Consider the following 26,136-nt stretch of genomic DNA (forward strand, 5'->3'; position numbering starts at 1 on the left):
TTGGCCGCAAGGTGAGCAAGGACGAATTCCTCGCCCTCGCGCTACGCAATCCGGTCAACGCCGCGATCCTCGACGAGCTGCACCGGCTCGCGCTGCCGGATGCATGGCTGGTGTCGGGATGTCTGGTGCAGACGGTCTGGAACGCGCTCACGGGGCGCCCGATCGACCACGGCATCGCCGATTACGATGTGTTCTATTTCGACCCCGACACATCGTGGGAGGCCGAGGACGCGGTGATCCGCGATGTATCTGACCGGCTCGGCCATCTCGGCGTCAAGGTCGAGACCCGCAACCAGGCGCGGGTGCATCTTTGGTATCCCGGCAAGCACGGCCTGCCCTACCCGCCCCTGACTCGTACGACCGACGGCATCGACCGCTTCCTGACGCAGAACACGCAAGTCGGCGTGAGACGCGCAAACAATGGCTACGAGATCTACGCACCGCGCGGGTTCGACGACATCGCAGCCCTGATCGCGCGGCCAAATCCAGGACCGAATTTTTCTGTCGCGAACTACGCGGCGAAGGCCGCGCGATGGAAGGCGCTGTGGCCGGAGATTACGGTGATCGCGGCGGAGTGAAGCGCCTCACGCGTCCCGAACAAGCCGCATCGTGAAACGATGCGGCGCAGAGCCGGGACCCATGCGCAACAGAATGCAATGTGGCATGAGCCCCGGCGCTGCAGCGCAGCGCTGAAGGAGCGCCGCCATAGCGCGTCGAAGACGCGCGTAAACGCGCTGATGGCGTCCGGGGCACGAATACGAACGCTACCGCACCACGCCCGACGTGAACCCCGCCTTCCTTCGCGGCGGCTTGATTTCCTTCTTCAGGAAGCAGCGCGCCTCGCGCCCGGTGTAGCCGGGGCGGGCATAGGTGAAGGCGCGGCATTTGTTGTCGGCGGTGCAGGCGGCCTTGCAGGCCTCGACGCTTTCGCCGTCCTTGAGCTCGAGATTCCGCAAGTCGCCGCCGGGGCGGTCGATCGACGTCTCGACGCCCTCGACGCGCGGCTCGATCACGCCGGCGCCGCGCACCCCGGAGATACAGCAACTTCCCGGCACGCGCGCCGGCACAGTGTTCTTCAACCAGCATACCGCCGAGCCGCCTTCGACGTCGGGATAGTTGAAGCTCCAGGAGCGGCAGCGGCGATCGCGCTCGCACAGCAGCGCGCAATCCTCGGGATCGCCCGATGTGACGGGCGTGCTGAAATAATCGCCGCCGGGCCGATCGAAGGCGGTCTGGGCAGGCGCCGGCACGCTCGCAAATACAAGCAAAAGCAGCGTGACACATGCCGCGGCGCTGGCCATGACGGCCCCGGACAGGCGGCCCTTCCCCATCGGAACAGCTTTCGAGTTATTGACGACGCTCAGTTTTTTTCAGCCGGTCATTTGATCGCCGCAAACCTGTATGGGCGATGAACGGCTGAAATCCAGGATCTCTGGGTCTCAGAGGTCTAGAACGCGTATTCCGCGTAGGCTGGTTCCACCGAACCCTTCCAGGGACCGTTGAATTTGTCCAGCATTTCCTCGGCCGGCGTCCGGCCGGAATCGATGATGCGATCGAGCGGTTCGAGATGCCGCGTTTCGTCGCGGCCGAGCTGGTCGATCCGGCCGCGCCGGCGCAGGCCGGCATGGGCCAGAACGAGGCATTCCTTGGCGATCTCGAACAGATAGCGGTCCCTGATCCGCGCCTTGAAGCCCATGCGCGGCACGTCGTCGCGCAGCGCCTGGCGCTCATGCGAGGTCCAGTGCTTCACCAGGTCCCAGGCGGCATCGAGCGAACAATCGTCGTAGAGCAGCCCGACCCAGAACGCCGGCAGCGCCGGCAAGCGGCCCCACGGCCCGCCGTCGGAGCCGCGCATCTCGAGATAGCGCTTGAGCCGCACTTCCGGGAAGATCGTCGAGAGGTGGTTGGCCCAGTCCGACAAGGTCGGACGCTCACCGGGAAGGTTGTTGTTGCGGCCGTCGAAGAAGGCGCGGAACGAGGAGCCCGAGACGTCGATATATTCCTCGCCGCGCTTGACGAAATACATGGGCACGTCCAGCGCATAATCGACATAGCGCTCGAACCCCATGCCGTCCTCGAACGCCCACGGCATCATGCCCGCGCGAGCGTTGTCGGTGTCGCGCCAGATCTCGGACCGGAACGAGAGGAAGCCGTTCGGCCTGCCCTCGGTGAACGGTGAATTGGCGAACAGCGCAGTCGCGACCGGTTGAAGCGCGAGCGAGACGCGCAGCTTCTTGACCATGTCGGCTTCGGAGGAGAAGTCGAGATTGGTCTGCACCGTGCAGGTCCGGTACATCATGTCGAGGCCGTATTGACCGACCTTCGGCATGTAATTGGTCATGATCTTGTAGCGGCCCTTGGGCATCACCGGGATGTCGGCGCGCGACCAGGACGGCGTCATGCCGAGCCCGAGGAAGCCGATGCCGAGCGGCGTTGCGATCTCGCGCACCTGCGCCAAGTGTGCCATCAGCTCACTCTGGGTCTGGTGCACGTTCTCGACCGGCGCACCTGACAGTTCGAACTGTCCGCCGGGCTCGAGCGAGATCGCGCCCCCCCCGGTGACGTCGTAGAGGCCGATGATGTTGCCCTGCTCCATGATCGGCTCCCAGCCGAGCAGGAGCTTCATGCCTTCGAGCAGCGCACCGATGCCGCGCGCGCCCTCGTACGGCACCGGACGATGGCCTTCGAGCGTGAACGGCGTCTTCTCGTGCTCGGTGCCCATGCGGAATTCGGACGGGTCCTTGCAGCCGGCCTCGAACCACGCAACGAGCTCGTCGCGTGATTGCAGCGGCGTCATGTCGATCTGGTCTCGCGCCATATCAAACTCTAATCAAAAGCGCTTCGACCGAACGCGCGCGGGTGACAGGGACGGCCCGCGAACCCACCGGTTGCACGGGCGAGCGGGTTTGCCGCGCGATCATCGCGACGGCATGCTTTCGTTGGCGGCCGCGGGCGGCAGTTTCATCTCGCCGCACGAGCAGCCCAGGCGATCGAGCAGATTGCTGAGCTTGACGGCGTCGGCGTCCGACAGTTTCGAACCGACATATTTCTCGATCGCGGCCGAATAGGCGCCCCACATCCGCTTCTGCAGCTCGCGGCCGGCTTCGGTGATCTCGACGAACTGGCCGCGCTTGTCGATCTTGCATTCGCGCCGCGAGGCGAGACCCTCGTCGACCAGGCGGTCGATCAGGCGCGAGGTGGAATATTGCGGGATCAGCATCTGCCGCTCGAGCTCGACCGGCCGCAGCTCGCCCGAGGGCGCCCGCGACAGCTCGAGCAGCGCGTCATACCAGGCCAGCGGTGGGAAACCGGCCTTCTTCAAGTCCTGCTCGACGCAATCGAGCACGCGGCTCTGCACCCGCATCAGGCGGATCCAGGCGGCGGTTGCCTCGGTCGATGGTTTGCGTTTCATGGTCCCGCTCAAGCTCGTCGCCCGTCTCTTACCCCATTCGATGCACCTGCATCAATCTTGACTATTTCGAGCAGGTGCATCTAGTCGTTCTTTCGGTCGAACCAAGCGTCAGGGGAAGGAAATGCCACGAAACCGTACGGTTTCCCCGGTGTGTGCCCGCCGTCCCCAAATCGTGCTCCTGGAGGCCAGCCCCTCTATGGCCTGGTCGACGTCGGTAGCGGCGCCAGGAAGGCCGAAAATGGTGAGGATTATCTGAAGCTGAGCCCAAGGCCCTGCGCTGGGCTTCCACGGCGGCGAGATCGTGACCGAAGCCCCGGTGATTGTCCAGATCATCGCGGGCACGGGCACGCGAAAGGCCGGATCGATGATCCGGCCCTTTGCTGTTCCCGCATAGTAGCCCAGGCTACAAACGTTCTCAGGCCGCCGCCTTCTTCGGCGCGAAACGGCCGTAGAAGGTCTCGCCCTTCGCCGCCATCTCCTCGAGCAGCTTCGGCGGGGTGAAGCGCGAGCCGTATTTCGCCTCCAGCTTGTGGCAGAGCTCGACGAACTTCTTCGTGCCCATGAAATCGATATAGGACAGCGTGCCCCCGGTGAACGGCGCAAAGCCGAAGCCGAGGATCGAGCCGACATCGGCTTCGCGCGGGTCGGTGATGACGTGGTCCTCGACGGTGCGTGCGGCCTCCACCGCCTGCACCACCAGGAAGCGCTGCTTCAGCTCCTCGATATCGAGCGTGTCGGGGTCGAGCTGCTTCGGCTGCAGCGCGGAAAGGCCCGGCCACAGGCTCTTCTGGCCCTTGCCCTTCTCGGGGTAATCATAGAAGCCCTTGCTGTTCTTGCGGCCGAGACGGCCCTGCTTCTCGACCATCTCCACCATCAGCTTCTTCTGCTCGGGATTGATCGCGTTGGGGCCGAGATCGGCTTCGGTCGCCTTCATGATCTTCAGACCGAGGTCGAGCGCGACCTCGTCCGAGAGCGAGAGCGGGCCGACCGGCATGCCGGCCATCTTGGCGCAGTTCTCGATCATCGCCGGCGGCACGCCTTCCAGGAACATCTCGTTGCCTTCGGCGACGTAGCGGCCGACGCAGCGATTGGCGAAGAAGCCTCTGGAATCGTTGACCACGATCGGCGTCTTGCCGATCTGGCGGACGTAGTCGAGCGCGGTCGCGAGCGCGACATCGCCGGTGTTCTTGCCGAGAATGATCTCGACCAGCATCATCTTCTCGACCGGCGAGAAGAAGTGGATGCCGATGAACTTGCCCTGGTCCTTGAAACTCTCGGCCAGCGAAGTGATCGGCAGCGTCGAGGTGTTGGAGGCAAAGATCACATCCGGCTTCAGATAGGCTTGCGCCTTCGCGAAGGTCTCCGCCTTGACCTTGCGGTCCTCGAACACGGCCTCGATCACGAGATCGACGTCCTTCAGCGCGGCGTAGTCCGCGGTGGCCGTGATGCGCGCGAGCAGCTTCTCCGCATCATCGGGCTTGGCGCGGCCCTTCTTGATCTGCTCCTCGATCACCTTCTGCGCATGCGCCTTGCCCTTGTCGGCGCTCTCCTGGTCGCGGTCGATCAGGACGACGTCGAGGCCGGCGCGGGCCGAGACATAGCCGACGCTCGCGCCCATGAAGCCGGCGCCGATCACGGCGATCTTCTTCACCTTGGTTGCGGGCACATCCTTCGGACGGCGCGCGCCCTTGTTGAGCTCCTGCATCGACAGGAACAGGCTGCGGATCATCGCGGCTGCTTCCTTCGAACGCAGCACCGAGGTGAAATAGCGCGATTCCACGCGGAGCGCGGCGTCGATCGGCAGCTGCAGGCCCTCATAGACGCAGCTCATGATCGCCCGCGCGGCCGGATAATTGTCGTAGGTCTCGCGGCGATAGATCGCGTTGCCGGCCGGGAACATCATCATGCCCGCCTTGGAGAACACCGGACCGCCCGGGAGCTTGAAGCCCTTCTCATCCCACGGCGCGACGGCCCTGCCGCCGCCCTTGATCCAGTCCTTCGCCGCCTTGATGAGGTCGGCGGCGGGAACGATGGCGTGAATGAGGTTCAGTGCCTTGGCCTTGTCGACCGTGACAGGATCGCCCTTGAGCAGGATCGTCATGGCGTCCTGCGGCGGCACCAGGCGCGGCACGCGCTGCGTGCCGCCGGCACCGGGGAACAGGCCGACCTTGACCTCGGGCAGGCCGAGGCGCGTCTTGGGATTTTCCGCCGCGACGCGATAGTGGCAGCACAGCGTGATCTCGAAGCCGCCGCCGAGTGCGAGGCCGTTGATCGCCGCCGCCCACGGCTTGCCTGACGTTTCGATTCCGCGCAGCACCTGCGAGAAGCGCCGGCTCTGCTCGAACAGCATCTGGTTCGCCGCGGTCTCGCCCTGCTCCTTGAAAACCTTCGCATAGGCCTGGTTCATGCCTTCGAGCATGGAGAGATCTGCTCCGGCGCAGAACGCTTCCTTGGCCGAGGTGATGACGACGCCCTTCACAGCGGCATCCGCAGTGGTCGCCGTGACGATCGCCTCGAGCTCGTTGGTCGAGGTCTCGTCGAGCACGTTCATGGAGCGGCCCGGGATGTCCCAGGTGACGAGCGCGATGCCGTCGGAATCGGTCTCAACCTTGAAGTTCTTGTACGACATGTTGGTTGCTCCTCAACCTTTAGACGCGCTCGATGATGGTCGCGGTGCCCATGCCGCCGCCGATGCACAGCGTGACGAGGGCGGTGGACTTGTTGGTGCGCTCGAGCTCGTCGAGCACGGTGCCGAGGATCATCGCGCCGGTCGCCCCGAGCGGATGGCCGAGCGCGATGGCGCCGCCATTGACGTTGATCTTGGCGTTGTCGATGTCGAAGGCCTGGATGTAGCGCAGCACGACGGAGGCGAAGGCCTCGTTGAGCTCGAACAGGTCGATGTCCGACTTCTTCATGCCCGAGCGCGCAAACAGCTTTTCAGTGACGTCGACCGGACCGGTCAGCATCATCGCGGGCTCCGAGCCGATGTTGGCAAACGCCCGGATCTTGGCACGCGGCTTCATGCCGTACTTGCTACCCGCTTCCTTGCTGCCGAGCAGCACGGCGCCGGCGCCGTCGACGATGCCGGAGGAATTGCCGGCGTGGTGCACGTAATTGACGCGCTCGATCTCCGGATGGGACTGGATCGCAACGCCGTCGAAGCCGCCCATCTGGGCCATCATCGTGAACGACGGCTGCAGCTGCGCCAGCGACTGCATCGTCGTGTTGGGCCGCATGTGCTCATCCTTGGCGAGGATTGTGAGGCCGTTGATGTCCTTCACCGGCACCACGGACTTGTCGAAACGGCCCTCGTCCCAGGCCTTGCCGGCACGCTGCTGGCTCTGCACGGCGTAGGCATCGACGTCGTCGCGCGAGAAACCGTACTTGGTGGCGATCAGGTCGGCGGACACACCCTGCGGCATGAAGTAAGCAGGCACCGCGATCGAGGGATCCATCGGCCAGGCGCCGCCGGAGGCGCCGATGCCGACGCGGCTCATGGATTCGGCGCCGCCGCCGATCACGAGCTCATGCTGGCCGCTCATGATCTGGGCCGCGGCGAAGTTCACGGCATCGAGACCGGAGGCGCAGAAGCGGCTGATCTGCACGCCAGGGACGGCTTCGCCGAGACCGGCCTTCAGCGCCGCGAAGCGAGCGATGTCAGAGCCGGCTTCGCCGACCGGATCGACCACGCCGAGCACGACGTCGTCGACCGAATCCTCAGGCAGGTTGTTGCGGTCCTTCAGCGCCTTCAGCGGCACGGTCGCGAGCGCGAGCGCGGTGACTTCGTGCAGCGCGCCGTCCGGCTTGCCGCGGCCGCGCGGGGTACGAACGTGGTCGTAAATGAATGCCTCAGGCATGACGCCCTCCTGATGTGATGTTCGGTACGATTGGGAGCAGGCCGCGGAAGCAGGCTCAGAACGCTTCCGCCGGCAATTCCATGATGGTGGCGCAGCCGGCCTGGATGCGCGCGAGATTGGCCGCGGTCTCCGGCAGCATCCGCTCCATGAAGAAGCGGCCGGTGACGAGCTTGGTCGAGAGATAGGGCGTGGCCCCGCTCTCGGCAATCTTCCCTAGCGTCACCTTGGCCATCCGTGCCCACATGTAGCCGAGCGCGACGAAGCCGAAGAGATGCAGGTAATCGGTTGCGGCAGCACCCGCATTGTCGGGCTTCGCCATCGCATTCTGCATCAGCCAGGTGGTGGCCTGCTGCAGATGGCCGAGCGAGGTCGAAAGCGGGGTGATGAAGGGCTTCAGCGCCTCGTCGCCGCCGTTCTCCTTGGCGAAGGCCATGACCTCGCCGAAGAAGGCCATGATGGCACGGCCGCCGTCGCGCGGCAGCTTGCGGCCGACGAGGTCGAGCGCCTGGATGCCGTTGGCGCCTTCATAGATCATGGCGATACGGGCATCGCGGACGAACTGCTCCATGCCCTGCTCGGCGATGTAGCCGTGGCCGCCATACATCTGCTGCGCCTGCACCGCGTTGGCGAAACCGTAATCGGTGAGGAAGCCCTTCAGCACCGGCGTCATCAGGCCCATGTGATCGTCGGCGGCCTGGCGGTCCTTGGGGTCTTCGGAGCGGTGAGCGACGTCGCTCTTCAGCGCGGTCCACATCACGAAGGCGCGCGCGGCCTCATTGAAGGCGCGGATCGAGAGCAGCGTGCGGCGCACGTCCGGATGCACGATGATCGGGTCGGCCTGCTTGTCCGGCTCCTTGGCGCCGGTCAGCGCGCGGCCCTGGATGCGCTCGCGGGCATAGGCGACCGCATTCTGATAGGCGACCTCGGACTGCGCGAGGCCCTGCACGGCGACGCCGAGCCGGGCCTCGTTCATCATCACGAACATGCCCTGCATGCCCTTGTTCTCTTCCCCGATCAGCCAGCCGGTGGCGTTGTCGTAGTTCATCACGCAGGTGGAATTGCCGTGGATGCCCATCTTGTGCTCGATCGAGCCGCAGACGACGCCGTTGCGCTGTCCCACCGAACCGTCGGCGTTGACCAGGAATTTCGGCACCACGAACAGCGACACGCCCTTGATGCCGGCGGGCGCGCCCTCGATGCGGGCAAGCACGAGGTGGATGATGTTCTCGGCGAGGTCATGCTCGCCGGCCGAGATGAAGATCTTGGTGCCCGTGATCTTGAAGCTGCCGTCCGCCTGCCGCACCGCCTTGGTGCGGAGCATGCCGAGATCGGTGCCGCAATGCGGCTCGGTCAGGTTCATTGTGCCGGTCCATTCGCCCGCCACCATCTTCGGCACGTAGGTCTTCTTCTGCTCCGGCGAGCCGTGCACCAGAAGCGCCGCGGTCGCGCCCATGGTGAGGCCGCCATACATCGAGAACGCCATGTTGGCCGAGATCTGGAATTCGTTGACGGCTTGCGAGAGCGTCACCGGCAGGCCCTGACCGCCATATTCGGTCGGCGCCGACAGGCCGAGCCAGCCGCCCTCGGCGACCTGCTTGAAGGCCTCCTTGAAACCCTTCGGCGTGGTGACGCTGCCGTCGTCAGTGCGCTTGCAGCCTTCGAGATCGCCGACGCGATTGAGCGGCTGCAGCACCTCTTCGGCGAGCTTGGCGGCTTCGCCGAGAATGGCCTCGCGCACGTCACTCGACGCATCGGAGAAGCCGGCGAGGTTGTCGTAGCGATCGATCTGGAAGACGTCGTTGAGCAGGAAGTTCACGTCTTCGACAGGGGCTTTATAGATCGGCATGGCGTTCTCCCGGCATGTCCTTGAAGTATTGGGGCTTGAAGGGGATGTTGGGCTTATGATTGGGCGGCGGCAAGCTGCTCCGCCATCAGGCGGTGCAGCATGTTGATCGCCTTGAGCGGACGCACCATCACCTTGAAGTGAGTGATGCGTCCCTCGGCATCGAAGCTGATGATGTCGACGCCGTTGATCTCGATGCCGTCGATGACATTCTTGAATTCGAGCACGGCACCATTGTCGCTGCGCCATTCACCGACATAGGTGAAGCCGGGGCCGCCGAGCACCTTCTCGGCGCTGGAGAGGTATTTGAAGGTGATGTCGCGGCCGGCTTGCGGCGTGTGCACGACGGGGCTTTCGAACACGGCATCAGGATGCAGGAGGTCCCAGAGCGCGGTGCGGTCGTGAGACTTCATGTAGGCGTACCAGGAATCGAGGCCGGTCATTCTCGGGTGCCTCCCTCAAGGCCAGGGCAAAAATTACGAAAACAACCCCATGCACAGTAGCGATGAGATTGATTTCATTGGATTTTTTCAGTCGGACTTTTTGCCCGCCTGCACGCTGCCTCATATGCACATTGACGCATATGCGCCGATGCGCATAAAGTCAAGCAACTTGGTCAAACCCTTACAGGAAGGCCAGTCATGGCACTCGGCGACGCAATCCTCGCATGTCTGACGGAACGCCCGATGACGGGCTACGAGCTCGCCAAGACGTTCGATTCCTCGATCGGCTTCTTCTGGAAGGCCGATCATCAGCAGATCTACCGCGAGCTCTCCAAGCTGCGCGACCGCGGCTACATCCAGGGCCGCGAGGTCGTGCAAACAGGCAAGCCCAATAAACTGATCTATACGCTGACTCCCGAGGGCCGAACAGCACTGCGGCACTGGGCCGCGCGGCCCAGCACGCCGCCCTCGATCAAGGACGACCTCCTGGTGCGGCTGCACGCGCTCGACAGCATCGACATCGAGCCCATGCGCACCGACCTGATGGCGCGCCTCGAGCACCACCGCGACCGCCACGCCAATTACGAGCGCATCCTGAAGAAGCGCTTTCCCGACGGCACGGCGGAAGGCCGGCTCGACCTCGGTAATTTGCTGCTGCTCCAGCTCGGCGCCCGCCACGAGCAGATGGTGGCCGACTTCTGCGAAGAGGCGCTGGAAGCGCTCTCGGCGATGAGCGGCAAGGCCGCCGTGGTGCCGCTGGAGGATGGCAAGCGGGAGAAGGGCTGAGGGAAAGCGACGGTCCGTAGCCCCGGATGGAGCGCAGCGAAATCCGGGATTCGTGCAGCCGACGCCGGCCCCGGATTACGCTGCGCTCCATCCGGGCTACGCAGCCTTTGCAAGAGCCCAAGTTCCCGCCGCCCAACTTTAAGACAGCCGCGCCGCATTCCTTAACTCGTTATTTACCGTAACAGGAAAAAGTCGGTTTTCGAGGCAGACGACCCGCGCCAAATTCGATTGTCTTTACAACCGGCACGCGTGGGGAAGCTGGAGGCGCCGGGTGGGGTGCCGAAGTCGGAACCGGACAGAGTCATGAATTCGCGCGTATCGTGGAGTGTCGACGGCATCGATCCATCCGTCCGGGAGCGGGCCGAGGCTGCTGCGCGGCGCGCCGGCATGTCGCTCAACGACTGGCTGAACTCCACGCTCGGCGAAACTGCCCCACCCAATTTCCGCGGACCTTACGATCAGCGTCCGCAGCACATGTCGAGTCAGGAGAGCCGCGAAGTCGCCGACATCCACCAGCGGCTCGACGCGATCACCCAGCAGATCGAGCGGATCTCAAAACCGGCGCCGCGCCAAGACTCCTCACGACAAGACTCCTCGAGACCAGACGTCTCCCGCGAGCAGGGCGTCGCGCGCCAGCTCAACGACGCGATCTCGCGGCTCGACGCGCGGCTGTCGCAGATCTCCCGCCCGCAGCGGCAACCGCAGCAGCCGCAGGCCCCTCGCCCCACCCTGGCCGAGACGCGCCAGCGCCAGGCCGATGCCGTCGAGCGCGCAGCCGCGCAGGTCTATCGCAGCTCACCACCCCTGAGCCCGGCCTCGTTCGACGTCGCGGTCGCCGAGATCACTGCGCGCCAGAGCGAGCTCGACGGCTTTACGCCGCGGCAGATGCCGCCGCGTGCTGCGCCGCCGCTTGCGCCAACGGCTCCCTACGCGCCGCCGATGGCGCCGCCCGCCCCTGCCTATGCGCCGCCGCCACCGCAGCCGGATTTTTCCTCGCTCGAGCGCCATCTGCTCAAGATCACGAGCCAGATCGAATCGCTGCAGCGGCCCGACAATACCGAGCAGGCGATCGCCGCCTTCCGCAGCGAGCTGGCCGAAATCCGCGCCGCCATCACCGAGGCGATGCCGCGGCGCGCGATCGAGTCGATCGAGAACGAGATCCGCTCGCTGCATCGCCGGATCGACGAGACCCGCTCCAACGGCACCGACGGGCAGGTTCTTGCCGGCATCGAGCGCGCACTGTCCGACATCAAGCAGGTGCTGCGCACGCTGACGCCGGCTGAGCAGCTTACCGGCTACGACGAGGCGATCCGCAATCTCGGTGCCAAGCTCGACCTGATCCTGCGCGCCAATGACGATCCCTCGACCGTGCAGCAGCTCGAGGGCGCGATCTCCGCGCTGCGCGCCATCGTCTCCAACGTCGCCTCCAACGAGGCGCTCGCGCGTCTGTCCGAAGACGTGCAGCTGCTGTCGTCCAAGGTCGACCAGATCACACGCGCCGCCGGCCACGGCGACAGCTTTGCGGTGCTGGAGCAGCGCATTGCGGCGCTCACGGCGGCGCTGGAAACGCGCGAGCGGCCGCAGCCGTCCGAGAGCACCGAGCATCTCGAAGCTGCGATCCGCGCGCTGTCGGACCGCTTCGACCGCATGCAGGTCGGCAACGATTCCGCATCGACCTTCGCCCATCTCGAGCAGCGGGTCTCGTATCTGCTGGAGCGGATCGAGGCCGCCGCCGATCCGCGCAACGGCAATTTGAGCCGCGTCGAGGACGGGCTGCACGACATCCTCAGGCACCTCGAACGGCAGCAGGCGACCTACGCCGCGCTGGCCGAGAGCCGCAACTCCGCGCCGCCGCCGGATTCCGGCATGGTCGACCTCGTCAAGCGCGAGCTCTCCGACATCCGCTTCAGCCAGGCCGAGACCAACCGGCATACCCAGGACTCGCTCGAGGCCGTCCACAGCGCGCTCGGCCACGTCGTCGATCGCCTCTCGATGATCGAGGGCGATCTGCGCGCGGTGCGCACCGCGCCGCCGCCTCCCGCCCCGCAGCCGATGCCGATGGCGATGACGGCCCCGATGGAGCCGGCGCCGATGGCGCGCGAGCCGCGGCCGCAGCCGCAAGCACAGCCGCCGAAACACGATCCGAAGCCCGAGCTGCCCAATCCCGCTGCCGCGCAGGCGGCGCCGGCTGCCTTCGTCGCCGCGCCGCGCGAATTCCACGCCGCCGCCCCCGCCGCGCCACCTCCCGTGCCGGCGGCACCGCCGGTTCCGCCGCGCGCGATCAGCGAAATCCTGGAGCCGCACACTGCGCGCGCTGCGCTCGCGCCGGAACTGCCGCCGGATCACCCACTCGAGCCGGGCACACGGCCGGGCGGACGCCTCGCCACGCCTTCGGAGCGCATCGCCGCCTCCGAGAGCGCGATCAGCGGAATTGCCGCCGCACCGAAGGAGCCGGTGTCGTCGTCGAGCTTCATCGCCGCCGCGCGCCGCGCCGCGCAGGCCGCCGCCGCGCAGCCGCCCGAGAAGCCGGCCCGTGGCGCCAAGGCCGCGATCGCCCGCGCCAAGGAGAAGGGCCAGGAAGGTGGCTCGACCATCACCTCAAAAATCCGCTCGCTGCTGGTTGGCGCGAGCGTGGTCGTGATCGTGCTCGGCACCTTCAAGATGGCGATGAACCTGCTCGACGGCGGCAGCCCGTCACCGACGCCGCAGGCCATGCAAAACATCCCGAGCGAGCCGGCACCGCAGCCCGCGCCGCCGCCGGTCGAGACCAAGCCGGCCGCGCCCGAGCAGATCACCCCGTCGATGACGTCGCCGACGCCGATCGGACGGCAGTCGCAGAACAATGCCGCGCCGGCGCCCCTTCCCAATTCCGGCAGCTCGGCCTCGGTTGAAATCCCGCAAGCGCCTGCCGCGGCGGTGCCGGCGCCGGCCTCCAGCGACGTCACCGGCGCGCTGTCGGGCACGAGCCGCGCCAGGCTTGGCCTCGTGCAGGTGCCGCCGAGCGAGAAGCTGCCTGACGGCATCGGCGGCCCGGCCTTGCGCAGCGCCGCGATGAAGGGCGATGCGACCGCGGCCTACGAGATCGGCGTGCGCTTTGCCGAAGGCAAGGGCGTCGCCACGAACTACGACGAAGCGGCGAAGTGGTACGACCGCGCGGCGCAGGCCGGGGTCGTCCCCGCAACCTTCCGCCTCGGCACGCTCTACGAAAAGGGCTTGGGGGTGAAGAAGGACGCCGACATCGCGCGCCGCTACTACACCCAGGCCGCCGAGCGCGGCAACGCCAAAGCGATGCACAATCTCGCTGTGCTCGATGCCGATGGCGGCGGTCGCGGCGCCAATTACAAGAGCGCGGCGCAGTGGTTCCGGAAAGCGGCCGATCGCGGCGTGGCCGACAGCCAGTTCAACCTCGGCATCCTCTATGCCCGCGGCATCGGCGTCGAGCAGAACCTCGCCGAATCCTACAAATGGTTCAGCCTAGCTGCCGCCCAGGGCGATGCGGATGCCGCCGGCAAGCGCGACGACGTCGCCAAGCGCCTCGACCCGCAATCGCTCGCCGCCGCCAAGCTTGCGATCCAGACGTTCAGTGCCGAGCCGCAGCCCGACGATGCCGTCAACGTTGCGGCCCCGAACGGCGGCTGGGACATCGCACCGCAGGCCAGCGCCAAGCCGGCCGCAAAGCCAGTCGCGACCAAACGCTCGGCGTCAGCGGCGCATTGAGCCGCATCGCATTCGATTGAGCCTGCGGGCCGCGGACTCCGTACACCTCTCCGCCTGAAGGGCCATCCCATTTAAACCTTCACTGGAGGTCGTCATGCCCGGGCTTGTCCCGGGCATCCACGTTCTTTGTACTGCGTCGCAAGGCGTGGATGGCCGGGACAAGCCCGGCCATGACGGTGTTGCGACTAGTGTGCCCAAAAGTGTGCAGCTCATATGCGATGGCCCTGCCGCGCGCGGGGGGCTTCTCCTCTGGACTGGCCCGATGGAGCCTTTCCCGTAAGCACCAGGAGAAATGCCCTAGGGCGCAGCCCTCAACTTTTGCATTCTGCGGGGAAATCGCTATTTTCCGCGGCCCGGAGGCCCCTTGATGTCCGTTATCGATCCCAGCATGAGCCCGAGCGATCTTCGCGCGCTCGCCGAACAATCCAACGCCTGGCCGTTCGAGCAGGCGAAGGCCATTGTCGCGCGGCTGAAGAAAAGCCCCAAGGACGAGGTGCTGTTCGAGACCGGCTACGGCCCGTCCGGACTGCCGCATATCGGCACGTTCGGCGAGGTGGCGCGCACCTCGATGGTGCGCCATGCCTTCCGCGTGCTCACCGAGGACAAGATCAAGACGCGCCTCTTGGCGTTCTCCGACGACATGGACGGCTTCCGCAAGGTGCCCGACAACGTCCCGAACAAGGAGATGCTGGCGGAGCATCTCGGCAAGCCGCTGACGCGGGTGCCGGATCCGTTCTCCAACGAGTACCCGTCGTTCGGCCACCACAACAATGCGCGGCTGCGCGCCTTCCTCGATCATTTCGGCTTCGACTACGAGTTCGCGAGCTCGACCGACTATTACACCTCCGGCCGCTTCGACGCGACGCTGCTGAAGATGCTCGCCGCCTACGACAAGATCATGGCGATCATCCTGCCGACGCTGGGACCGGATCGCCGCGCCACCTATTCGCCGTTCCTGCCGATCAGCAAGACCACGGGCGTCGTGCTGCAGGTGCCGATGATCCGCCGCGACGTTGCGGCCGGCACGGTGACCTATGTCGATCCCGATACCAACCGGGAAGTTGAGACGCCCGTCACCGGCGGCAACGTCAAGTGTCAGTGGAAGGCCGACTGGGCGATGCGCTGGGTCGCGCTCGGCGTCGACTACGAGATGGCCGGCAAGGACCTGATCGATTCCGTGAAGCTGTCCGGCGCGATCGCGAAGGCACTCGGCAGCACGCCGCCCGAAGGTTTCAATTACGAGCTCTTCCTCGACGAGAAGGGCCAGAAGATCTCGAAGTCGAAGGGCAACGGCCTCACCATCGACGAATGGCTGCGCTACGCCTCGCCGGAATCGCTGTCGCTGTTCATGTATCGCGAGCCGAAGGCGGCCAAGCGGCTTTATTTCGACGTCATCCCGCGCAACGTCGACGATTACCAGCAATTCCTCGACGGCTTTCCGAAGCAGGACGGCAAGCAGCAGCTCGGCAATCCGGTCTGGCACATCCATAACGGCAAGCCGCCGCAGGGCGACATGCCCGTTACCTTCCAGCTGCTCCTGACGCTGGTGTCGTCGTCGAACGCGGAGAACGCCGAGACGCTGTGGGGCTTCATCGGCCGCTACCGGCCCGGCGTGAGTCCGCAGACGCATCCGAAGCTGGATGCGATGGTCGGCTATGCCATCAACTATTATCGCGACTTCGTCGCGCCGACGAAGCAATTCCGCGTACCGACGGACAGCGAGCGCGCCGCGCTGCAGGATCTGCGCGATGCGCTGTCACAGCTGCCGCAGGACGCCTCGGCCGAGGACATCCAGAACGTCGTCTACGAGATCGGCCGCCGCGAGCCGTTCCTCGACCAGGTCAAGAAGGGCAAGGACGGCCGTCCCGGCGTAACGCTGGACTGGTTCAACATGCTCTACCAGGTGCTGCTCGGCCAGGAGAAGGGCCCGCGCTTCGGCTCCTTCGTCGCGGTCTACGGCGTGCAGAACGCGGTCAACATGATCGACGGCGCGCTGGCAAGGAGCGCGTGAGCGAAGATCTGTAGCCCGGATGGAGCAAAGCGTAATCCGGGGTCTTCACGAGCGGCATCAGCAGTCCCGGATTGCGCTTCGCTCCATCCGGGCTACGGGATCAACTCAAATCGACCGCAGCACGTAGCGGCGGTTATCCTTCTGCACCGGGCGCGCATTCATCGGGTACAGCTTTGCGAACGCGGCGACGTCGCTTGCCGCCACCTGGATCGGGGTGGTCAGCAGCAGCCATTCGACCACTTCCGAGCAGGGCGGCGTCGTCAGCGAGCCGGGATAGCGGTAATAGCTGAGCTTCGGTGGCAGCATGGCGAGCGGATCGATGCTCGCATCCGCCTTCACCGCGGGCCCTTCCGCCGCCGGCATGGTCTTGACGATCTTGGCGAAGGCCGCATTCGGCCTGCCCTCGGTCATGAGCACGCCGACCACGGCGAGCCCGCCGGCGTCGTTGCGATGGACGAAATGCGCCTCCATCGGAAAATTCTTGCCGCCGATCATGTGCTCGCTGGGCCGGTGGAAGTGCACCTGGAGCAGCTTGTACTTGACGTCGCCGAGCATCAACGTGCTGCCTTCGGCGAAGTTGAGCTGGATAGTGTGCCCGTTGTTGACGATGGTGTCGGCGCTCCTGCCCCAGCTCAGCTTCAGAGCCGGCAATTGCGACTTGATCGTCGCCTCGATGTCGATCGGCGATTGCTGCAGGCCGACGGCGCAGGCCTTGTTGGCGGCGTCGAGATCGCCCCATTTGGCCGGGCCGCCGGCGCCCTCATAGCTCCAATGCACGCCTTCGGCGGCGAAGCCCGGCTTGCACAACGGACAAAGTGCGAGACCCGCCAAGGCCTTCAATGCGTGACGGCGATTCATCGTATTCCCCCTCAAGATGAACTTGGTCGGCAACTGGTGCGCAACCTATGCGAGAGGCGCGGTGAGTCGCAATGGCGATCGCAACGCGAACGGTGTCGTGGTCCCCTCGCGCGATCATTGGCTCGCCCACACGATCCGCATGATCCAGCCGACGTCACCAATCGCCATCGTCCGCTCGGCGAGCGACGCATCGAGCGGCTGCAATTCGAGCGTCTTGGCCGTGCGGCGCTTCAGCATCGCGACCGTCATCTCGCCCGCCTTGCTCCGCACCACCACGCGATCGCCTTTACGGACCGGCGCGCCGGGGGAGACCAGGACGATGTCGCCATCGCGATAGACGGGCGCGAGCGCATCGCCTGAAATCTCCAGCGCGAAGGCGTGGCTGTCCTCGGTGGCGGGCAGCGCGATTTCGCCCCAGCCCTTGCCGGATGGAAGGCCGGCCTCGTCGAAAGCGCCGCTCGTCCCGGCCTGTGCGAAACCGAGCAGCGGCACCGAGCGGCCGGCGCCCGCGCGGTCGTCGTCGATCAATTTGGCAAAGCTGTCGATCGAGGCATCGGCCGCGGCCAGCGCCTTTGCGATCGATTCGGTCGAGGGCCAGCGCTCGCGGCCGTCGGCGGTGACGCGCTTGGACCTGTTGAAGGTGGTGGGGTCGAGCCCGGCACGCTTGGCAAGCCCGGACGGCGACAGCCCGGCGCGCGCCGCCAGCCGGTCCAGCGCGGCCCAGATCTGGTCGTGAGTCAGCATCCTCTGCGCTTTGGCCTGTCTGACCATGGAAGGTCCAGCCCGTCGCAACTCAGGAAACTGTCCTCAAATCAACCGGTTTTCCGTTTTTCGCGCAAGAGGCGGCGGAGGACGGTGCTTTCAAACGAAGCGGGCGCCCACCGGCGTCAAGAAAACGCGCCAAAACAGCAATCTGGAGCGCGTGCCGATTTCATCGGTGCGGAAAAGGCTCTAAGTCTTGAGTTCGGAAGGGGCGGCCTTTACGGTCGCGCCGGGTTTCGAGGACCCGCGAAAGACGAAAAAACCCAAAAGACTCAAAGAACAAACAAGGCTGCGGTAGCGGTGGTCAAGATCTACAAAATCTGTCCGGCCTCGGCCTGGCGCGAGGCGGAACGGCAGGGTGTCTACCGGGGCAGCGCAGACGACGCGCGCGACGGATTCATCCATTTCTCGACCGCGGCCCAGGTTCCCGAGACCCTGCGCAAGCACTATTTCGGGCAGCGCGCGCTGTTCCTGGTCGAGGTCGACGGCGATGCGCTCGGGAGCGAATTGCGCTGGGAACGCTCGCGCAATGACGAGCTCTTTCCCCATCTCTATGGCGAGCTCGATTTGGGCGCGGTGATCGCGGTGATGAACCTCAACACGCGCTCCGATGGCGGTCACGATGTTCCGGAGCTGTTGCCGTGATCCGCGCGTTCGACGCCTTTTCGCTTCCGGTGCTGCGCTGGCTCGATCCCGAAGACGCGCATCGCCTTGCGATCCAGGGCCTGCGCTTCCTGCCCCCGGTCAAGCCGCGTGCCGATGATCCCAAGCTCGCGGTGCGCGCCTTCGGGCTGAACTTTCCCAATCCGATCGGCATGGCCGCGGGCTTCGACAAGAGCGCCGAGGTGCCGGACGCGCTGCTGCGGCTCGGCTTCGGCTTCGTCGAGATCGGCTCGGTGACGCCGAAGCCGCAAGCCGGCAATCCGCGGCCGCGGCTGTTCCGGCTCGAGCGCGACGAGGCGATCATCAACCGCATGGGCTTCAACAATGACGGCGCGGAGGCGGCTCTGCGCCGGCTTGCCGCGCGCGCGCAGCACGGCGGCATCGTCGGCGTCAATGTCGGCGCCAACAAGGATTCGCCGGACCGCGTCGGCGACTACGTCAAGCTGATCGAGACCTTCGCGCCGGTGGCGAGCTATTTCACCGTCAACGTCTCCTCGCCGAACACGCCGGGCCTGCGCAACCTTCAGGAAGGCGCGCTGCTCGACGATCTGCTCGCGCACGTGATCGACGCCCGCGAGCGTGTCAGGCAGAAGGCCGGCGACACGCCGGTGCTGCTCAAGATCGCGCCGGATCTGAGCCTCGCCCAGCTCGACGACGTCGTGCAGGTCGCGCGCTCGCGCCGGGTCGACGGCATGATCGTGTCGAACACAACGATCGCGCGGCCGAGCACGTTGCGCGAGGAGATGCGGGCGAAGGAGCAAGGCGGCCTCTCCGGCCGGCCGCTGTTCCGGCTGTCGACGCGCATGGTCGCGGAAACCTATGTGCGAGTCGAGGGCGCATTCCCGCTGATCGGCGTCGGCGGCGTGGATTCCGGCGGCGCTGCGCTGACCAAGATCCGCGCCGGGGCCAGCCTGATCCAGCTCTATTCGTCGCTGGTCTACAAGGGCCTCGGCCTCGTCGACGAGATCAAGCGCGACCTGACCTCGACGCTATTGCGAACCGGGCGGGATTCGCTGGCCGACATCGTCGGCGCCGATGCGGCGACGCTGACGGCGGAAGACTGGCCGGGGCTGTGAGCCGGTCTCGCGCCCCGGACGCAGCGCAGCGCCACTCAGCGGTGCGCTGCAGAGCCGGGGCCCATGTGACAGCGAGCTCGATGACGAATGGGTCCCGGCTCTGCGCAGCAGCGTTTCACGCTGCAGCGCGTCCGGGACACGAGAGCTGCGGTTTCGCAAACGTCGCCCGATACAGCGCCGGATACCTCGCCCCCTGCAAGCCGCCGCGCGCGACGTAGAACGCGATCAGCGCGCTCCACAGGCCGGCATTGCCGAACGATTGCAGCGCCAGCCAGACGACGAAGAAGATCGCGAGCGACAGCAGCATCAGATTGCGCATCTCCCGCGCCCAGGTCGCACCGACATAGATGCCGTCGAAGCCGAAGGCGAATACGCCGGGGAGCGGCGCCAGCACGATGAAGGGCAGGAACTCGCGCGCGGCGCGGCGGACGTCCTCGCTCGCCGTCATGACGTTGATGATATCGGGGCCGAAGCCTGCGAACAGCACGGCGACGACGATTGCGAAGCCGAGCCCCCACGTCAGCACCAGCCTGGTCGAATCTGCAAATCCCTTGGCGTCGCGCGCGCCAAAGCTGCGGCCGCAGAGCTGCTGGGCTGCGTTCGCAAGGCCATCGAGGAAGAAGGCGCTGACCAGGAGGAAATTGTTGAGCACGGAGTTCGCGGCCAGCGTGACGTCGCCGGCGCGCGCGCCCTTGGCGGTGAAGAACAGGAACACGGCGATCAGCGCCGCGGTACGGATCAGGATGTCGGTGTTGACAGCCAGGAGCCGCATCAGCTTGGCGCGATCGAACAGCGTTGCACGAGAGACTGCAAAACCGCCGACCGCATGGCGCCGGCATACGATCACGCCGAGCATGAAGCCGATCGACTCGGACAGAACCGCGGCGATCGCCGCGCCGGCGATGCCGGTGTCGTAGACCAGCACCAAGAGGATCGTCGCCACCATGTTGATGAGGTTGATGACGACCTGGAGCGCAAGGGCCGGATTGGCGCGGGCCTGCCCCACCAGCCAGCCCAAGATGACGTAATTGGCGAAGGCGAAAGGCGAGGACCAGATCCGGATCATGAAATAGGTCTTTGCCGCGCGCGTCACGCCCTCGCTGCCGCCCATCAGGTCGAACAATGCGCCTGCCAGCGGCAGCTGCAGCACGATCAGCGCCGCGCCGATCAGGCCGGCGACGATGAAGCCGCGCACCAGGATCACGGTCTGCTCGCGGCTCTCGCCGGCGCCGAGCGCCTGCGCGGTGAAGGCAAGCGTGCTCATGCGCAGGAAACCGAACAGCCAGAACAGGCAGTCGAAGATGACGGAGGCCATCGCGACGCCGCCGAGCAGCGCGGCATCGTCGAGCCGTCCGATCGCGGTGGTCGAGACCACGCCGATCAGCGGCGTCGTGAGGTTCGCGACCATCGCGGGTCCTGCGATGGCAAAGACCTGCCGACTGCCGACGCGGTGATGGACGGGTGCGTGCATCGTTCAGAACACGAGCACCATGCCGTCCTCGGCGGCGAGGTGCTCGACTTCACCCAGGCGCGACAGCATGTCGTCGCTCATATGGGTGAGGACGAGCCGCTTGGCGTCGATGTCGGGCAGATGCTGTTCCAAGGTCTTCAGGCTGAGATGGTTCTTGACCACCTTCTCGTACATGTAGGCCTCGGCGATGAAAAGGTCCGCGCCATGCGCCAGCGGAATGAGCGTGTCCGTCCATTCGGTATCGGCGCTGTAGGCGAGCGTGCGGCCCTCGGCCGCGACGCGATAGGCCAGGAAGGGCCCGCCGGATTCGCCGTGCACGACCGGATAGGGCGTCACATTCACCGCGCCGAAGTCTTGGCTTTGCCCGGGTGCGAGCTCGACCACGTTCAGCTCGAAGCGCTGCCTGGTCTTCGAGGAATGCTCGAACAACGCCTCCATCACCTCACGCAGCCGCCGCGCGATGCCTTGCGGGCCTGCGACCGTCAGCGGCCGCGTTCGCCGCGAGAATTGCGCGTCGAGCAGAAAGAACGGCAGGCCGGCAAAATGGTCGCCATGGAAATGCGTGATGAGAATGAGGTCGATGTCGTCGCGGTCGATCTCGAGCCGCTTCAGCGCCGGCAGCGCCGACGCACCGCAATCGATCAGGAAGTTGGCTTCGCGCCCCGAGACGTGGAAGCAGGTGTTGAGCCTGCCTCCGGAACCGAAGGCGTCACCGCAGCCGACGAAACGCAGTTGCATCGGCTGCGCACTCCCTCGATAAAATCCTCACCGGCCGCGCGGCGCGCCGAACACGCGCGACAGCAGCCAGATCGGAATCACGATGACCGCGCCGAGCAGGAAGTAGCGCAACAGCCAGTTCACCGCATCGAAGCCGAGGTCCCAGAGCCGCTGGAACAAGAGGCGGATGCTGTGGATGATGTTCCAGGGATCGAAGCCGATCGCGGCGAGCACGACGCCGACCAGGATCGAGAGCAACACCAGGCGGAACGCGACAGTCAGCGGCGAGCCGCCGAGAAAGCGATGCAGGCCGTCGCTGCGGCCGGCCGGCAAATCTCTGACGTCTTGGACCATCGCAAACTCCTGAAGGATTCGAGCCCATTATAGGCACGGCGGGGCACATGGGGAACCTGCAAGCGGGCGTCAATCGGGTTACGGGAGTTTAATTCGGGTAAGATGCGCCGCCTCCGTTGTGGCGCGCTGCTGGCCGCGGGGCCCCAGCCTCTCCCGCTTGCGGGAGAGGCCGCGCCGAAGGCGCGGGTGAGGGTTCTTTCCTCTAGGGGAGCGTCCCATTGCGGAGACAGCCCTCTCCCCAACCCTCTCCCGCAGGCGGGAGAGGGGGCGCACCGTCTTCTTGGCAACAGTTCAAACATCGATCTCCGCCGGCTCGGCCTTCAGCATCCTCTCCAGCGTCTCCAGCCGGTCGGCCTCGCGCGGCGGCTTGTCCCAGCGCAGGCGACTGATGCGGGGGAAGCGCATGGCGACGCCGGATTTGTGCCGCGGCGAGCGCTGCAATCCCTCGAAGGCCACTTCCAGCACCAGCCCCTTGTCGCCCTCGTGCACGACGTGACGCACGGGGCCGAATTTTTCGGTGGTGTTGCGCCGGACGAAGCGGTCGATCTGCAAGAGCTCCTCATCAGTGAAGCCGAAATAGGCTTTGCCGACCGGCACCAGCTCCTCGCCGTTCTCGGTCTCGGTCCAGACGCCGAAGGTGTAGTCGGAATAATAGGACGAGCGCTTGCCGTGGCCGCGCTGCGCATACATCAGCACGGCATCGATGATGTGCGGGTCGCGCTTCCACTTCCACCATTGCCCCTTCGGCCGCCCCGGCAGATAAGGCGCATCGCGCCGCTTCAGCATGACGCCTTCGACCGCGTCCGCATCCTCGCCGGCGCCGGCGCTGGCGGGGTCGGCGCGGGCGGCGGTGAGTGCCTCCCAGCTGTCGAAGGGCACGGTGGGCGACAGATCGATGCGGGGATCGTCGAGCTTTGCGATGAATCGCTCCAGCCGCTCGCGCCGCTCGGCAAAAGGCAGCTCGCGCAGATCGTTCTCGTCGTCGCCGAGCAGATCGTAGGCGCGCAGGTGAATCGGAAATTCCTTGATCAGCTTCGCCGACACGACCTTGCGGTTGAGCCGCTGCTGCAGGACGTTGAAGCTCTGGACGCGGCCTTCGCGCAGGATCAAGAGCTCGCCGTCGATCGCGCCCGGCAGGCGCAGCGACGGCACCAGATCCGGAAAGCTTGCCGTGATGTCCTCGCCGGTGCGCGAATAGAGCCGCGCGGTGATATGGCCGCGCTCGTCGCGCCCGGCGACCGCCTGCACGCGGATGCCGTCCCATTTCCATTCGGCGATGTAGTCGGCGGGATCGAGCGCGGCGAAATCGCCGTCCTCGATGGCATGCGCCAGCATCACGGGCCGGAACGGCGCGGGATCGCGGTTGACGGGCTTGTCGCCGCGGCCTTCCAGCCAGGCGAACAGGTCGAGATAGGGCGGCGCAAGGCCCGGCCAGATCAGCTCGATCTCATGCGGGTCCTTGTCGCCGAGCGCCGCGGCCGCAGTCTTGGCAAGGCGCGCGGAGATGCCGATCCGCAAGCTCCCGGTGACGAGCTTCAGCAGCGCCCAGCGGCCGGTCTCATCGAGCTCGTCGAGCCAGCGCTCGAGCTGCTTCGGTAGCTCGGTCTTGCCGAGCGTGCGCAGCGTGGTGACGACCTCGGTGAGGCTCGGCGGGGGTGGGTTGTTGTGGGCGGCGAGCGTGGCCTTCGGCCACATCAGCGCCACTGTCTCGGAGAGATCGCCGACATAATCGTAGCTCAACCCGAACAGCACCTCATCCGTGCGCGCGGCAATCAAATCGCGGATCAGCGCGGGCTTGGCGTGCTTGAAGCTGAGTGCACCGGTCAGCGCGGCGAGCGCGTAACCGCGGTCGGGATCGCCGACCTCGCGGAAATAGCCGGTGATGAGCCGCAGCTTGTTGTTACGGCCGGGCTCATAGGCGAGGCGGTCGAGCAGCTCGGCGAAGCGGTTCATGCTTCGGCCTCGCCTTGAAGGGGCGTCTCGCTCTCCTCCTCGTCGCCATAGCCGACCAGATCGAGCGGCTGCGCCTTCAGGCCCTTGCTCCGGCACCAATGCACCAGCGCATCTTCCTGGCCGTGGGTGACCCAGATCTCGCCGGCGCCGGTCGCCGCGATGGTCGCGGTGAGGCCGTCCCAGTCGGCGTGATCGGAGATCACCAGCGGCAGCTCGACGCCGCGCTGCAGCGCCCGGGCACGTACCCGCATCCAGCCCGAGGCGAAGGCGGTGACCGGATCGGGAAAGCGTCGCGTCCAGAGATCGGCTGTGGCCGAGGGCGGCGCCAGCGTAATGGTGCCGGCGAGCGCCGCCTTCTTCATGCCCTTCACCGGTTTGAGCTCGCCGAGCTCGATCCCGCGGCTCTGATAATAATGCGTGATCGTCTCCATCGCACCATGCAGGTAGATCGGCGCCTCATAGCCGGCCTGACGCAGCAGCTTGATTACGCGCTGTGCCTTGCCGAGCGAGTAAGCGCCGACGAGATGCGCGCGCTCCGGAAACAGCGCGACGGAGGCGAGCAGCTTCTTGACCTCGTCGCTCGCATCGCCATGCCGGAACACCGGCAGGCCGAACGTCGCCTCGGTGATGAAGACGTCGCAGGGCACCAGCTCGAACGGCGTGCAGGTCGGATCCGGCGCGTCCTTGTAGTCGCCGGAGGCGACGATGCAGGTGTCCTTGCACGTCACCGCGACCTGCGCCGAGCCCAGCACGTGGCCGGCCGGGTGAAACTTGACCTTGACGTCGCCGAGCCGGATTTCCTCGCCATAGCGGATGGCCTGGGTCGAGCCGGCAAAGTTCTCGCCATAGCGCAGCCGCATCATGTCCAGCGTTTCCTGCGTCGCCAGCACGGCGCCATGCCCGGCGCGGGCATGGTCGGAATGGCCGTGGGTGATCACGGCCCGCTCCACGGGGCGGACAGGGTCGATATGGAAGCCGCCGGGCTTGCAGCACAGACCGGCAGCATTTGGCAGCAGGATGTCTTGCGCGCGCATGGTGGTGATATAGGAAGTGGGCGCTTCAAATTAAGCTGTCATGCGCGGGCTTGACCCGCGCATCCATCCTCTTAGAAGGTTGCTTTTTTGATGGATTGCCGGGCCTACGCCGCGCCGGAGGGGCTTCGGCCCCGCAGGCGAGTCAAGCCCGGCAATGACAATCGGTTCCTCAATGCCGCTCCGCCTGTTCCTGACCTCCGGCGATCTCATGGCCGACCGCCGTTTCGAGTTCGCGCGCGACCTTCAGCTCAAGGGCGACCTGCCCGCCGCCGCGGACCTGCTGGAGCAGGCGATCGAGCTCGCACCTGATTTCACCTCGGCCTGGTTCACGCTCGGCGAGATCCGTCAGCAGCTCGGTGAGCGCGACAAGGCCATCGCGGCCTTTCGTGAAGCGCGGCGCTGCGATCCCGGGGACCAGCACGGCGCCGGCCTGCACCTGATGCGGCTCGGCGATGCCGAGATGGCGGAGATGCCCAAGGCCTACGTGCAGGCGCTGTTCGATCAATACGCGCCGCGCTTCGAGCACGCGCTGATCAACGATCTCGGCTATCGCGCCCCTAGCCTGATCTTCAAGGCGGTGCTGGCGGCGCGCGTCGCCGCCAAGAAGCCCGCCTACTTCAAGCGCACCATCGACCTCGGTTGCGGCACCGGTCTCGCGGCCGCTGCCTTCGCCAAGCAGGTCGATCATTTCATCGGCATCGATCTGTCGCCCGGCATGATCAAGGAGGCACGGGCGACGAACCTCTATGCCGAGCTCGAAGTCGCCGACATGATCGAGGGTCTGCGCGGCAAGCCAGATGCGAGCGCGAACCTCGTCGTGGCCGCGGACGCGTTCGTCTATCTCTCCGATCTCGCACCGGTGCTGAACGAAGCCAGGCGCGTGCTCGTATCAGGCGGCGTGCTCGCCTTCACGCTGGAGACGCATGACGGCAACGGCATCGTGCTCGGCGATGGCCTGCGTTATGCCCATTCCGCGGAATATGTGCGCGGCGCCATCGCGAAGGCGGGGATGAAGCTGCTGACGCTGGAGCCGGCCTCGCCGCGCAACGAGAACAACGAGCCGGTGCGTGGCCTCGTCGTCGTCGCCGAGAAAACTTGAGTCTAGGCGCTAACGCCTGGCGATTTGAGCGTCATTGCGTCGCAAAGCTGCGACTTCCCACTTGCGAGCCGAGCTGCGAT

At 66.0% G+C, this 26,136-nt stretch carries 21 protein-coding genes; 7 read left to right on the forward strand and 14 right to left on the reverse strand.

What is annotated here, in order from left to right; translation table 11 throughout:
• Positions 1 to 11 precede the first annotated feature (11 nt).
• A complete protein-coding gene (locus tag HZZ13_RS15525; protein WP_197960434.1) occupies positions 12 to 578 on the forward strand; it encodes a nucleotidyltransferase family protein in 567 nt (188 codons plus the stop codon).
• A 186-nt stretch (positions 579 to 764) separates the two neighbouring features.
• On the opposite strand, the gene HZZ13_RS15530 is transcribed toward HZZ13_RS15525, so the two are convergent.
• From HZZ13_RS15530 to HZZ13_RS15560, 7 genes are all read right to left on the reverse strand, one after another.
• The gene (locus tag HZZ13_RS15530; protein WP_197960435.1) at positions 765 to 1,331 is read right to left on the reverse strand and encodes a PAN domain-containing protein; all 567 of its coding nucleotides are present in this window, start codon (positions 1,329 to 1,331) and stop codon (positions 765 to 767) included.
• A 116-nt stretch (positions 1,332 to 1,447) separates the two neighbouring features.
• On the reverse strand, positions 1,448 to 2,818 hold the full coding sequence (locus HZZ13_RS15535) for a glutamate--cysteine ligase (RefSeq protein WP_197960436.1): 1,371 nt from the start codon (positions 2,816 to 2,818) through the stop codon (positions 1,448 to 1,450).
• Positions 2,819 to 2,917: 99 nt separating this feature from the next.
• Complete coding sequence (locus HZZ13_RS15540; protein WP_172786076.1) at positions 2,918 to 3,412, reverse strand: MarR family winged helix-turn-helix transcriptional regulator; 495 nt, start codon at positions 3,410 to 3,412, stop codon at positions 2,918 to 2,920.
• Positions 3,413 to 3,827: 415 nt separating this feature from the next.
• Positions 3,828 to 6,041, reverse strand: a complete 2,214-nt coding sequence (locus HZZ13_RS15545; RefSeq protein WP_197960437.1) for an FAD-dependent oxidoreductase — start codon at positions 6,039 to 6,041, stop codon at positions 3,828 to 3,830.
• Positions 6,042 to 6,060: 19 nt separating this feature from the next.
• Entirely contained in the window at positions 6,061 to 7,269 is a 1,209-nt protein-coding gene (locus HZZ13_RS15550) for an acetyl-CoA C-acetyltransferase (protein ID WP_197960438.1), read from the reverse strand.
• A gap of 55 nt (positions 7,270 to 7,324) precedes the next feature.
• Positions 7,325 to 9,115: an acyl-CoA dehydrogenase C-terminal domain-containing protein gene (locus HZZ13_RS15555; protein ID WP_197960439.1), complete on the reverse strand. Its 1,791-nt coding sequence runs from the start codon at positions 9,113 to 9,115 to the stop codon at positions 7,325 to 7,327.
• Between the two features lie 53 nt (positions 9,116 to 9,168).
• A complete protein-coding gene (locus HZZ13_RS15560) occupies positions 9,169 to 9,555 on the reverse strand; it encodes a nuclear transport factor 2 family protein (RefSeq protein WP_197960440.1) in 387 nt (128 codons plus the stop codon).
• A gap of 198 nt (positions 9,556 to 9,753) precedes the next feature.
• Here HZZ13_RS15560 and HZZ13_RS15565 point away from each other — a divergent pair, with 198 nt between their 5' ends.
• The 3 genes from HZZ13_RS15565 to HZZ13_RS15575 all read left to right on the forward strand — a co-directional run bounded on the left by HZZ13_RS15565 (position 9,754) and on the right by HZZ13_RS15575 (position 16,069).
• Positions 9,754 to 10,341 (forward strand): PadR family transcriptional regulator, encoded by a 588-nt coding sequence (locus tag HZZ13_RS15565; RefSeq protein WP_197960441.1) that lies wholly within the window; start codon positions 9,754 to 9,756, stop codon positions 10,339 to 10,341.
• Between the two features lie 303 nt (positions 10,342 to 10,644).
• Complete coding sequence (locus HZZ13_RS15570) at positions 10,645 to 14,058, forward strand: tetratricopeptide repeat protein (protein WP_197960442.1); 3,414 nt, start codon at positions 10,645 to 10,647, stop codon at positions 14,056 to 14,058.
• A gap of 367 nt (positions 14,059 to 14,425) precedes the next feature.
• The gene (locus tag HZZ13_RS15575; protein WP_197960443.1) at positions 14,426 to 16,069 is read left to right on the forward strand and encodes a lysine--tRNA ligase; all 1,644 of its coding nucleotides are present in this window, start codon (positions 14,426 to 14,428) and stop codon (positions 16,067 to 16,069) included.
• A 105-nt stretch (positions 16,070 to 16,174) separates the two neighbouring features.
• Here HZZ13_RS15575 and HZZ13_RS15580 read toward each other — a convergent pair whose 3' ends face one another.
• Together HZZ13_RS15580 and HZZ13_RS15585 are read right to left on the reverse strand one after the other, a co-directional pair.
• On the reverse strand, positions 16,175 to 16,927 hold the full coding sequence (locus tag HZZ13_RS15580; protein WP_197960444.1) for a carbonic anhydrase: 753 nt from the start codon (positions 16,925 to 16,927) through the stop codon (positions 16,175 to 16,177).
• 114 nt (positions 16,928 to 17,041) lie between these two features.
• Positions 17,042 to 17,698 (reverse strand): S24 family peptidase, encoded by a 657-nt coding sequence (locus HZZ13_RS15585; RefSeq protein ID WP_197960445.1) that lies wholly within the window; start codon positions 17,696 to 17,698, stop codon positions 17,042 to 17,044.
• A gap of 291 nt (positions 17,699 to 17,989) precedes the next feature.
• Here HZZ13_RS15585 and HZZ13_RS15590 point away from each other — a divergent pair, with 291 nt between their 5' ends.
• Together HZZ13_RS15590 and HZZ13_RS15595 are read left to right on the forward strand one after the other, a co-directional pair.
• Positions 17,990 to 18,334: a DUF952 domain-containing protein gene (locus HZZ13_RS15590; protein ID WP_197960525.1), complete on the forward strand. Its 345-nt coding sequence runs from the start codon at positions 17,990 to 17,992 to the stop codon at positions 18,332 to 18,334.
• On the forward strand, positions 18,331 to 19,428 hold the full coding sequence (locus HZZ13_RS15595) for a quinone-dependent dihydroorotate dehydrogenase (protein ID WP_197960446.1): 1,098 nt from the start codon (positions 18,331 to 18,333) through the stop codon (positions 19,426 to 19,428). The genes HZZ13_RS15590 and HZZ13_RS15595 overlap by 4 nt, the downstream gene beginning before the upstream one ends.
• A 115-nt stretch (positions 19,429 to 19,543) precedes the next feature.
• On the opposite strand, the gene HZZ13_RS15600 is transcribed toward HZZ13_RS15595, so the two are convergent.
• The 5 genes from HZZ13_RS15600 to HZZ13_RS15620 all read right to left on the reverse strand — a co-directional run bounded on the left by HZZ13_RS15600 (position 19,544) and on the right by HZZ13_RS15620 (position 24,957).
• Positions 19,544 to 20,899, reverse strand: coding sequence for an MATE family efflux transporter (locus tag HZZ13_RS15600; protein ID WP_197960447.1), 1,356 nt, complete (start codon positions 20,897 to 20,899; stop codon positions 19,544 to 19,546).
• Positions 20,900 to 20,902: 3 nt separating this feature from the next.
• A complete protein-coding gene (locus HZZ13_RS15605) occupies positions 20,903 to 21,637 on the reverse strand; it encodes an MBL fold metallo-hydrolase (RefSeq protein ID WP_197960448.1) in 735 nt (244 codons plus the stop codon).
• Between the two features lie 27 nt (positions 21,638 to 21,664).
• Positions 21,665 to 21,970 carry a DUF6460 domain-containing protein gene (locus tag HZZ13_RS15610; RefSeq protein ID WP_197960449.1) on the reverse strand — a complete coding sequence of 102 codons (306 nt, stop codon included), beginning with the start codon at positions 21,968 to 21,970 and terminating at the stop codon, positions 21,665 to 21,667.
• Between the two features lie 291 nt (positions 21,971 to 22,261).
• On the reverse strand, positions 22,262 to 23,923 hold the full coding sequence (locus HZZ13_RS15615) for an ATP-dependent DNA ligase (protein ID WP_197960450.1): 1,662 nt from the start codon (positions 23,921 to 23,923) through the stop codon (positions 22,262 to 22,264).
• Positions 23,920 to 24,957, reverse strand: coding sequence for a ligase-associated DNA damage response exonuclease (locus tag HZZ13_RS15620; RefSeq protein ID WP_197960451.1), 1,038 nt, complete (start codon positions 24,955 to 24,957; stop codon positions 23,920 to 23,922). Before HZZ13_RS15620 ends, HZZ13_RS15615 begins: the two co-directional genes overlap by 4 nt.
• A 172-nt stretch (positions 24,958 to 25,129) precedes the next feature.
• On the opposite strand from HZZ13_RS15620, the gene HZZ13_RS15625 reads away from it, so the two are divergent.
• Positions 25,130 to 26,056, forward strand: a complete 927-nt coding sequence (locus tag HZZ13_RS15625; protein ID WP_197960526.1) for a class I SAM-dependent DNA methyltransferase — start codon at positions 25,130 to 25,132, stop codon at positions 26,054 to 26,056.
• The last annotated feature ends 80 nt before the right edge of the window (positions 26,057 to 26,136 follow it).

Origin of the sequence: Bradyrhizobium agreste (assembly GCF_016031625.1) — a bacterium.
GTDB lineage: Bacteria > Pseudomonadota > Alphaproteobacteria > Rhizobiales > Xanthobacteraceae > Bradyrhizobium > Bradyrhizobium agreste.